Source organism: Spirosoma endophyticum, from assembly GCF_900112365.1.
GTDB classification, from domain to species: domain Bacteria; phylum Bacteroidota; class Bacteroidia; order Cytophagales; family Spirosomataceae; genus Spirosoma; species Spirosoma endophyticum.
The window spans coordinates 11,662-23,447 of the sequence record NZ_FOLQ01000008.1 but is presented as its reverse complement, the minus strand read 5'-3'; the positions used below and the strand labels follow the sequence as shown (position 1 = coordinate 23,447).

Genomic DNA, 11,786 nt, shown 5'->3' with positions numbered 1-11,786 from the left:
TTGGCTCGACGGTGTAGGTTGAGTAGGCAAACGTCTGCCTTTGCTACGTCACGCTTCATCAACCTATTGTCCTCCTCGCTTCTATGAAAACCGTTTACGAACCTGTCTGGCGGAACGCATCCGTGCCCTTTCTCATCTTCGTTTGCCTATTTACGACCCATATAAGAGCGGCTGGCATCGACTCCATACAGGTAAACGTAACGCAGGGCACCAACATGGCTGCCGACCTTTCGCCCAACAAATCGCAAATTGCCATTGATTTGCAGGGTACTATCTGGGTCGTTCCCGCCAGTGGTGGCACAGCCCGCCCGATAACCGATAATTTAGGTGACTGCCGCCAGCCAAGCTGGTCGCCCGATGGTCAGCAGGTTGCTTTTCACGCTTTCTGGGATGGCCGGTATCACCTCTGGATGGTCTCTAAAAACGGGGGTAAGCCAAAACAACTGACGACCGGTATTTACGACGACCGCGAACCGCACTGGTCGCCCGATGGCAAACGGATCGTTTTTTCATCGGACCGTAGCGGCAACTACGACATCTGGCAACTCACGCTGGCCGATGGCAAACTTACCCAACTCACCAGCAATCCGGCGAATGAGTTCAATCCCGCCTTTTCGCCCGATGGCACGCAGGTGGCGTTTGCGTCTGACCGGACCGATGCACCAGGTATCTATGTAGTAGCGCCAGGCGGTACTGAGAAAATCATTTCGCCGACGAACGCCAAACTCGCCGGACCAAGTTGGCAACCAACGGGTTCGCATGTATTCTATAATGCCCTGACAAATGCGCAAAGTGGTCTGGCTACGGTATCGGTATCGGACAGTAAAATGCAGATGCTGACCGACGTAGCAGAAGACGTATTCCCGTTTCGGGCAAGCTGGTTCTCGGCGAACGAATACCTATATACGGCAGATGGTTTACTGAAACGTCGCAAACTGGGCAGCACAACGGCCCAGACAATTCCGTTTCAGGCCATTATTTCCCTGCCCAAAAACACCTACAAACGTAAAACCTACGACTTCGATGCAAAAACCCCGCAAAAAGTACTGGGTATAAAAGGGGCCACCATCGCGCCCGACGGCCAACAAATTGCTTTTGCAGCACTGGGAGACTTATGGATTTTGGCCAAAGGATCGAAAACCCCGCAGCGATTGACACAAGGGCCGACGATGGAACTTGAGCCGAACTGGTCACCCGATGGTACAAAGCTCACCTATGTTTCTGATCGCAATGGCAATATGGATGTGTGGATTCGAGATATGAAGACGGGGGAAGATAAACTTTTGTCAGATATGACGGATGATCTGCACTATCCAAGCTGGTCGCCCGACGGAAGCAAGGTGGCCTTTTACCAGAGTGATCCGCGCAATGCCTGGGGACGTAGCACATTATACACCGTCGATGTTACGTATACAGCTGACGTTACTGTACCGAAAACCCGGAAACTCCACGAATCAGTCTTTGTACCGAGCCAGGCTACCTGGTCGGCGGATGGGAAAACCATTGCCATATCGGCCCTTCACCCTTATTCTTCGCGCTACCGCGAGGGCGTGAGTGAAGTACTGCTGCTTTCACTCGATGGCAAGAATGACCGCTACGTATCACCTGCCCCTGCTCACAGTCTCGCTACGCGCGGGCAGAATGGCCCAGTCTGGTCGCCCGACGGCACGAAAATGGCTTATGTGCTCGACGGTCTGCTCTATGTGACGGACGTACAAGCCGATGGCTCAATTACGGGCAAACCTCGCCAATTAACAACTGAACAATCCGATACACCCAGTTGGACCGGCGACTCCAAAAGTCTGCTGTTTCTGGCCACAGAAACACTGAAGCAGGTGTACCTGACTGATGGCCATATCGAATCGCATCCAATGGAGTTAACCTGGCAGAACAGCCAGCCCACCGCCCAACTGGTTATTCATGCCGGACGATTGTTCGACGGAACAACCAATACGTATCGTCAGAACGTGGACATTGTGATTGATGGAAACCGGATTCGAAGCATTGTTCCGCACCAGGCTGGTCGGACCGGCACAGTAATCGATGCATCGAACAAGACAGTTATGCCGGGTCTGTTTGAGATGCACACGCACCAGCATTCGATGGTTGGCGAGAAAATCGGTCGGTTGTGGCTGTCGTTCGGCATTACGTCGGTGCGCGAACCCGGTGCCGATCCCTACGATGCACTCGAACGAAAAGAGTCCTGGGCAAGCGGCACCCGCCCCGGCCCGCGCCAGTTTTTTACCGGTGGCCTGACCGACGGTACCCGGATTTATTACGGAGCCGCCACCAGCATCAACTCCGACGAACAACTCGACCGTGAACTCAACCGCTCCGTCCGACTGGGCTACGACCTGATTAAAACGTATGTCCGAATGCCCGACGCCATGCAGCAACGTATCACTACGTTCGCCCACGCACACGGGATGCCGGTGTCATCGCACGAGATTTTCCCGGCTATGCGCTACGATGTGGACGCCGTCGAACACATTGGCGGAACAAGTCGGCGTGGGTATTCGCCCAAAATTACGGCCATGAACCGGAGCTATCAGGACGTGATTCAACTGCTGGCCAAATCGGGCATGAACATTACGCCAACGGCTTCCTTGCAGGGTGGCTTTTCGGTATTAGGCACCAGAGATCCCAAACTTTACGAGAATCGTCAATACAAGGCTTTTTATTCCGAAGACTACAGCAATGCCCTTCAGGCCAGCTCGGCTCAGTATGCGAAACTGAGTCCCGGTTATTTAAGCAATTTTGGCAACCTGGAGAAAGGAGTTAAAGCACTGGTCGATGCCGGCGCACACGTAACAACCGGCACCGATAGCCCGTTTGTGCCCTACGGCTTGAGCCTGCATACCGAGTTGCAGGTATTTGTCGATGCGGGGCTAACACCCTATCAGGCGCTACGTTCAGCGACGATCTGGGCCGCCGAAACCGTAGGGGTTAGCAAAGATCTAGGCTCCATAGAACCGGGCAAACTGGCGGATCTGGTCATAGTCAACGGTGATCCATTAACGAACATCAAGGATGCCCTGAACGTTGAGCAGGTTATCAAGAACGGTGTTGTATTCCCCATCGACCAATTACTGACGCGCCCCTGATACTAAACCAGGGAATCTATTGACCTCATGCAGTTACGCGACGCTATAGCCCTGATCCAGCACGACGAACGTTACCCGGCCAGACCGTCAACGTGGGCTGACCTGGGTTGCGGAACAGGTTTGTTCACGCGTGCGCTGGCCAGCTTACTCCAGCCGGGTAGTCTTATTTATGGCATTGACATGAATAAGGCTTCTTTATCTACTGTCAGCAAGTACGAAGACGTTACAATTCAACCCGTTTGCCAGGATTTTATCCGGGACGAGTGGCCGTTCGAACGTATCGATGGCCTGTTGATGGCCAACTCTTTGCATTACGTTCAGGATAAACGGACGTTGATTGACAAAATACAGGGCTACCTTGTCGAATCGGGCAGCCTACTACTTGTCGAGTATGATACAGATGTCGCCAATCCCTGGGTCCCCTACCCGCTTAGTTATTATACGCTGGCGAATTTATTTAAAAAGGCAGGTTTTACCTCGATTGAGAAATTGCAGGAAATGCCTTCACGCTATGGGTCAGCGAACCTGTATGCTACGTATATAAGGCGGTAGTATAGCAATCTGCCCAGGAGTTTTAGCGCTATATACTTCGCTACTGAAATTACTCATTGTTCTGTGCCTTTGTTTTGCAATTGCCTAGGTAGTTGCGAAACAAAGGCATAATTGCGTTAAAGAGTGCTTACTTTTTTATTGAGTACATGTATTTCGTCTAAACCCCTCTTCTACCACCCCTATTTTACCAGCGAACAACCAACCAATAGCCACTGGCACAAGCTTCAACCATTAAGTATATGTACTTAATCGGTGCGTAAATAGACTAAAATTGACATTAAAATGTAATTTATTCTTCATTTAATTGTATATACAAAATATTATAATTATTTAATATTAAAATTCAGAATAATATTTTGAAATAGATCAGATAACTATAGTTTTGCATGTAATACGTTACAGTACTTAACCAAATTAAACAAGATGAAAAAATCATTACTGATGAGCCTATTTCTGGTAGGTTTACATTGCTCGCTGGCGCTGGCACAGGGTCGAAAGATCAGCGGCACTGTGGCTGCTGATGAAGGCATTGATGGGTTTGCGGGTACTACTGTGGTGGTGAAAGGCACAACGATCGGAACCGTAACCGATGTTAAAGGTGCCTATAGCCTGGTTGTTCCCGAATCTGGCACGACGCTGGTCTTTTCAGCCGTAGGCATGCAAACCGTCGAAGAAGTGATTGGGGGACGTAGCGTCATTGACGTGAAGCTCAAAACCGATACCAAGCAATTGAATGAAGTGATCATTACGGCGCTTGGCCTGAAAGAAGAACGCGATAAATTTGCCTCATCGGTTTCGACCGTATCTGGAAAAAACATCGCTAAATCGGGCGAAACCAGTCTGCTTACCGGCCTGAGTGGCAAAGCATCGGGCGTTGTCATTACCCGCAATGGGGGCGATCCGGGAGCGGGCGCCTACATTCAGATTCGCGGGCAAAACACCATCAACGGTAATGCCCAGCCACTGTTTATTGTCGATGGTGTGCCGGTCAGTAACTCCAGCGACAACAATGGCTCAGCCGCTGGTAATTCCATTGTCCAGCAGTCACGTATCAACGACATTAACCCCGACGACATCGAGAGCATGGAGGTGCTGAAAGGAGCCTCTGCGGCTGCTTTATGGGGGACGCGGGCCGCCAATGGCGTAATTGTGATCACGACCAAAAAAGGAAAAGATTCCAAAGGCAAGGTGAACATCACCTTCAAATCGACCGTTTCATTCGACAGAGTCAACAAAAACCACAAACTACAAACGAACTACGGCCAGGGATCGGGCGGTCTTTATCAGCAAGGCAGCCGGAATACCTTCGGCGACCTGATTTCGGCCCGTGCCGGTGGCGTCGACAACTTTATCACGGACCCAACCGCAGCGGGTTATCAGGGATTCGTTACGTTTCCGGATGGCACAAAACGGTACGCCATTGCAGCCGGAACGGCCGCTAATCCACACGGTGGCAAGAACTCGCGCGATACGTATGACCACACGCAGGACGTCTTTCAGACGGGCCATTTCACCGATAACGCTATCAATTTCAGTGGTGGCAATGCCCGTAGCAATTTCCTGTTGAGCTACTCAAACCTGAATCAGGAGGGGGTTATCAAGCAGTTTAGCACCTACCAGCGTAACACGGTTCGGTTCAACGCAGCCAGCCAGTTTACCGAGTGGTTCCGGGCTTCGGCCAATATTGGCTATACCAAAAGCTACTCGTCCCGTGTTCAGCAGGGTGACAACCTCGATGGGATCATTCTGGGTGGCTTCCGGACACCGGGCGATTTCAACAACGAGTACTACACCGGGATTTACACGAATAAAGCAGGACAGACGTTCAACGATGCACACGTATCGTTCCGGAATCCGCTGGGCGTCGATCAGAACACGATTTATGCCAACCCCGTCTGGAACATCAACAACAACCGAAACACAACCGATGTCGACCGAATTACGGGTACCGCCGAAATAGGCATTACCCCAACGTCGTGGCTGAGCATTACGGGCCGTACCGGTATTGACAATTTTACCGATTACCGGCTTGAGCGATTTGCCCGTAACTCAGGTTCGTACGGAACCGGTTTATTGTCCAAAAACTGGATTACCGAAAAGCAGTTCAATACCGATGTCTTTGCCAATGCAACGCATACTTTCAACAATAACTTCAGTGGTTCGTTGCTGGTCGGTTTGAACTACAACAGCCGCCGGAAAGAATACATGAGCGATCAGATTACCAATTTCATCGTTCCCAATGCACCCGACATTCTCACCAACGCGCTGAACTCCAACAGTTCGATCAGCAACTACAATTCGCTCATTCGTACATATGCCTACTACGGTCAGGCAGAAGTACAGGCCTATAACATGCTGTTCCTGACGCTGACCGGACGTACCGAAAGTGCTTCGACCTTTGGCTCAAAGACCAACAGTAGTTTCTTTTTCCCATCGGCCGCGCTAGCCTGGCAGTTTTCGAAGCTGAAAGGTCTTGAAAACAGTTCGGTACTTAGCTTTGGTAAACTACGGGTCACCTGGGGACAAGTGGGTATCCAGCCACAGCCTTATCAGAATTTCACGACGTTTTCACCAGCGGCTTATACCGATGCCTACGCGGGTGGTCTGAAATCGGCCAGTGCGTTGTATGGTGGTGGCTACGTTCGCAGTACAACCGCCGGTAATGACTTTCTGCGCCCTGAGCGGAAAACGGAAACCGAAGTTGGCTTTGATCTTCGTTTCCTGAACAACAAAATCAACGTCTCGGCAACTGCCTACGACAACTCGACCGAAGATGTCATTCTTTCGCTGAACGTACCCAACGAAACGGGTTACAGCATCCGGAATGTCAACGCGGCTAAACTCTCGAACAAAGGGATTGAGCTGGAAGCTGGTGCTGACGTATTATCCCTCGGTGATTTCAAATGGAATTTGTCGGCAAACTTCTCGTTGAACCGCAACAAGGTTGTATCACTGGCCGGAGCAGCCGCCCAGACGTTGCCCGACAGTTATCAGCAGAATGCGTCACTGATTGAAGGCCAGCCGTTCGGCGTGTTTTACTCGACCGATTTCCTGAAAGATGAATCAGGCAAGTATCAGCTCGACGCGAACGGTTTTCCACAGGGTGGAACGGGTAACGAAATCATTGGTGATCCAAACCCAAAATGGCGCGGTGGTTTAGGAAGTACGTTCTCCTACAAAGGATTGTCGCTCTCCGTACTGTTCGATCGGGTAGCCGGTAACGATTTCTACAACGGAACCCGCGGTGCACTCTATAGCTTCGGTGTTCATGCCGATCAGGGCGGCACAGCCGTGGCACCAGCCGGTGGCATAAAAGATGTGAACGGCAACACGATTGCGGCCGGTACGTCATTTCAGGGTCAGATCAAAGATTTCGGTGCGGGACCCGTGGCGCTGAACCAGGCCTGGTATCAGGGTCGAGGTACGTCGTTTAACTCGGCTTCGTATAAGCAATTCATCGAAGACGGCAGCTCAACTCGATTACGGGAAGTGACACTGACCTACAGCCTCCGCAGTGAAGGTTTCCGCCGGATTACGCACCTGTCGAACGTTGATTTCAGCCTCACCGGTCGTAATCTCCTGTTGTGGACCAACTACACCGGAACGGACCCCGAGGTGAATATTACGGGCGCAGGTCTCTCCCGCGGACAAGACTGGTTTACGAACCCCAATACGAAATCGCTCCTGTTCTCGCTACGAATCACCTACTAAAAGCCATTTCAGGAACCTCCGTTCCGGGAACATAAACTTCTTTCAGATCATGAAAAAATCATTTTCATATAAAATTACGGCCTCGCTGTTAGCCCTTACCCTGCTAAGCGGTTGCAGCAAATTGTTCGACGAACCGAACATCCAGAGTAACCCCAACGCGGTTACCGATGTTGATATTCCAACGTTGCTTTCTGGCACGCTGGTGGGTGTAACCATGCTGCACGAGGATACCGATGTTCGGATTTCCGCCATCTGGGCGGGCCAGCTCAATGGGCTGAGCCGTCAGCATCAGGGATATGCCGAATACATCGTGTCGGCGCAGAATTTCTCCTGGAGCCCACTGTACCCAGCCGCCAGTCAGGCGCGACTCATCCAGACCAAAGCGGATGCGGTAAGCGATAAATGGACCAAAGGTGTTGGCCAGGTGCTGGAAGCGCTGCTGATTGCCAAAGCAACAGACCTCTACGGCGACGTTCCTTACAGCCAGGCGTTTGACGACGTTAAATACCCAACGCCCGTATTCGATAAACAGGTGGATGTGTATGCTGCCCTGCAAACAACGCTGGACAACGCCATTACGAACCTGTCAACCGCCAGTGGTCTAGCCTTCGCCAGTCAGGACTTCATCTACAAAGGCGATGTGTCGAAATGGAAAGCGGCTGCTTATACACTGAAAGCGCGGCTTTATCTGCACGTCGGTAATTATGCCAAAGCGATTGAAAGTGGGGCGTTGGGCATCAGCAGTTCGGCAAACGATGCGCTCGTTCCTCATGGGACCAGCCAGGGCATTGACTACAATCAGAACTATGACTTTTTCCGGGTCAACCGACCAGGCGACACCGGCTTCGATGGCGCCTATCTGCCCATGCTGATGAACTCAAGAATTAAATCGGCGAATACGAAAACCGACGAAACGGCGCTTTATAATCACTATTTTAAGGTTGGCGTGGTTTCAGCGGGCACGTTAGACCCCAACGTAGTGGACGGTGCCTTTACCTCAAATGCGCCCCACCCAATTCTTACCTATTACGAAAACCAGCTCATTATTGCCGAAGCGCAGGCCCGCCTGGGTGTTCCCGACAAAGCACTGGCAGCGCTTAATCTGGTCAGAGCGGGGCTAGCTAGTGGCACCATCAACGGCAAAACGCTTTCGACAACAGGGCGTAAGTATGATCCCTACGTATTGACGGACTTCGCGCCTACCGGTCTGGCCAATCCAACGAAAGCGGCTACAACGCAACTGGCTCTGTTGTATGAAATTGTTGTTCAGCGTTATATTTTCTTCCTCATGCAGTATGAGGCTTTCAACGATGTTCGTCGACTGGAAAAGGCCACGCCTATCGTTCAACTCCCCATTCCTCTGTACAGTGGTGCGAAAAAACCAGAACGGTTTATTTACCCACAGGGTGAGGTTAACACCAACCCCAACGTACCGAAACCCCTACCTGATCAGTTCACCAAAGTGACGATCTTCCAGTAATACGTTTTGTTGTTAGGTAACGTATGTACGGTAAAAGGCTATTCCGATGTGGGATAGCCTTTTCTTTTGCTGTCTTTTCGTATAACTAATCCCATTTCTACCAACTTAACTGGTTGCTACACATTGGCGAATGTAGGCTTCATCGTAAATTTGCCTAATACGCCTATAATCATCTTCTGCCTGTGTCGCTTCGTAAACTCCTGCCTGCATTCCTGTTTGGTTATTTTCTGTCCCAGATTTCCTTCGCTCAGGTTCCCTACGGTCCTATCAAGTCAACGCCATCGGGTGAAATCCTGTCGAATCTCAAAAAACTGAACGTACTGGGTTCCGTCCTCTACGTAGCGGCTCACCCCGATGATGAGAATACATTGATGCTGGCTTATCTGGCTAAAGATCGACTGGTTCGGACGGGGTATTTATCACTGACGCGGGGCGACGGTGGACAAAATCTCATCGGTTCCGAACAGGGTGAAAACATCGGTGTTATTCGAACACAGGAATTGCTGGCAGCCCGGCGCATCGACGGTCCCGATCAGTTTTTCAGTCGGGCCTATGATTTTGGTTTCTCGAAGTCGACCGATGAGGCCGTCCGCACCTGGGGTCAGGATAAAATACTGGCCGACGTCGTATGGATGATTCGCAAGTACCAGCCCGATGTGATTATCACCCGTTTCCCACCCGACGCCCGCGCCGGTCATGGTCACCACAGCGCATCGGGATTTCTGGCTGAAGAAGCGTTTAAAATCTCCAATGACGCCACTAAATTTCCGGAGCAGCTGGCGTATGTGAAACCGTGGCAGGCCCGGCGCATCATGTGGAACATGTTTATTCCGGGTGCTTTCCTGAGTAATAAAAAACCAGAAGAAGCGGGTAACCTGATCGGTATTGAAACGGGTTTATACAATCCGCTGCTGGGTCGTTCGTACGGTGAAATTGCTTCCGAAAGCCGCAGCCAGCATAAAAGTCAGGGATTTGGCGTAGCGCCCAATCGCGGTGCCCGCATTGATTACCTGTTATTAAAAGGGGGCGATCCCGTCCAGAAAGACCCGCTCGAAGGCATTGACCTGACCTGGAAACGCGTGCCTAACAGCGACGTCGTTCAATCGCTTGTTACGCAAACTATCAGCAGCTTCAAGCCCGATCAACCCGCAGCGTCGGTTCCGGCTCTGGTGCAACTGTATGGCGCCATCACGAAGTTGGACACGGCCAATATTTACGTTAAAGCCAAGCGGCAGGAAGTGGAAACGCTGATTCGGCAATGCCTGGGACTGTGGTTTGAAACCAACCCTGCCGACTACGCAGCCACGCCCGGCGAAACGATTAAACTCACGACCAATATCGTCAACCGCGCCGACGTACCAGTTACGTTGGTAAACGTTCGCTACTCCACCGGTAAGGATACGACGCTCAATATGGCACTCAAGCCCAACGACGTAGTGTTGTTGCCAACCAACGTAACGATCCCGAAAACACAGAAAATTTCGCAACCCTACTGGCTCGAAAAACCCATTATCAAAGGCGTCTTTCAGGTCGATAACCAGCAACTCATCGGCCTGCCCGAAAATCCCCCTGCGGTATCGGCCAGCTACACCTTTGAGATCAGTGGACAGCGGTTTACGTTCGGCCGCCCGGTTGTTTACCGATCAACCGACCCCGTCGATGGTGAAATTTACCGTCCCTTTATCGTTCAGCCCGAGGTAACCGCCAATTTAACAGAACGTGTATATGCGTTTAGCGACAACATACCCAAAACGGCCGAGATCGTGCTCAAAGCAGGACGGGCGAACGTAGCAGGTACGCTGAAAATTGACGTTCCCACCGGCTGGCGTGTTGAACCGGCCTCACTGCCTTTTTCCCTGACCACCAAAGGCAGTGAGCAACGGGCTACGTTCCAGATCATTCCAACCGCCCAGGCACAGAATGGCAAGTTGCAGGCCGTAATGACCACGCCAGATGGAACCTTCGCGACCAGCCTTCGGCAGATTGCCTACAAGCACATTCCAACGCAAACGCTGTTCCCACCGTCTGAAGCCAAACTAGTGAAACTGGACGTGAAGGTAACCGCGAAGAACATCGGGTATATTGTTGGGGCGGGAGATGAAGTACCCGCTGCTTTACAGCAGATGGGTTGCCACGTTACGCTGCTCGGACCCGCCCAACTGAACGGAAACCTGGCCGGTTTTGACGCCATTGTCGTGGGTGTTCGGGCCTACAACACCAACGATTATTTAGCCCTCTATCAGCCCAAACTCATGGATTACGTTAAAAACGGGGGTACAATGGTCGTTCAGTACGTAACACCGGGCGGTAATGGATTTATTCAGAACGGCCTGAAAGTTAACCAGATGGGCCCTTATCCATTTACCGTTGGTGCCGAACGCGTAACTGAGGAAGACGCTAAAATGACGTTTGTGAACCCACAGCATCGGTTATTGAATTACCCTAATAAAATAACCGAGGCCGATTTCAGCGGCTGGATTCAGGAGCGGGGCATCTACTTTGCTAAAGATTACGACAAAGCTTACGAACCGATCTTCTCGGCCAACGACCAGAACGAAGCGGCCAAGTTAGGCAGCCTGATTTACGCCAAATACGGCAAGGGAAACTTCATTTACACCGGCCTCGTCTTCTTCCGCGAGCTGCCCGCTGGCGTGCCCGGCGCGTATCGCCTGTTCGCAAATTTGATTTCGGTGGGAGCCACTCCAGCAGCCTCGGTGTCGGGTTCGCAAAACCGGAACTAGGACAGCGAAAAAACCTTCTTCCTCGTCAACGTACGGCTAATTCGTGTGTTGACGAGGATCTGTCTTCTCTGATCAGAAGGGCCATACTTTTATCATCAATGAAAACTCCCAACGCCGTCGAACGTACTAAACTTTCGCATAGTTGGGGATTTCAGGAATTGTCGAATTTTTCATTCGCTCTCAAAAAATGCTTCGCAC

Annotated in this window: 5 protein-coding genes; all 5 read left to right on the top strand. The window is 51.3% G+C overall.

The window, feature by feature from the left end; translation table 11 throughout:
- The first annotated feature begins 83 nt into the window (after nt 1-83).
- Nucleotides 84-3,104, top strand: a complete 3,021-nt coding sequence (locus BM202_RS19720; protein WP_093829289.1) for a DPP IV N-terminal domain-containing protein — start codon at nt 84-86, stop codon at nt 3,102-3,104.
- 27 nt (nt 3,105-3,131) lie between these two features.
- Nucleotides 3,132-3,656, top strand: coding sequence for a class I SAM-dependent methyltransferase (locus BM202_RS19715; RefSeq protein ID WP_093829287.1), 525 nt, complete (start codon nt 3,132-3,134; stop codon nt 3,654-3,656).
- A gap of 423 nt (nt 3,657-4,079) precedes the next feature.
- Nucleotides 4,080-7,367: a SusC/RagA family TonB-linked outer membrane protein gene (locus tag BM202_RS19710; protein WP_093829285.1), complete on the top strand. Its 3,288-nt coding sequence runs from the start codon at nt 4,080-4,082 to the stop codon at nt 7,365-7,367.
- A gap of 49 nt (nt 7,368-7,416) precedes the next feature.
- Nucleotides 7,417-8,847 (top strand): SusD/RagB family nutrient-binding outer membrane lipoprotein, encoded by a 1,431-nt coding sequence (locus BM202_RS19705; RefSeq protein ID WP_093829283.1) that lies wholly within the window; start codon nt 7,417-7,419, stop codon nt 8,845-8,847.
- A 182-nt stretch (nt 8,848-9,029) separates the two neighbouring features.
- Entirely contained in the window at nt 9,030-11,588 is a 2,559-nt protein-coding gene (locus tag BM202_RS19700; protein WP_093829281.1) for a PIG-L family deacetylase, read from the top strand.
- Nucleotides 11,589-11,786: the final 198 nt, after the last annotated feature.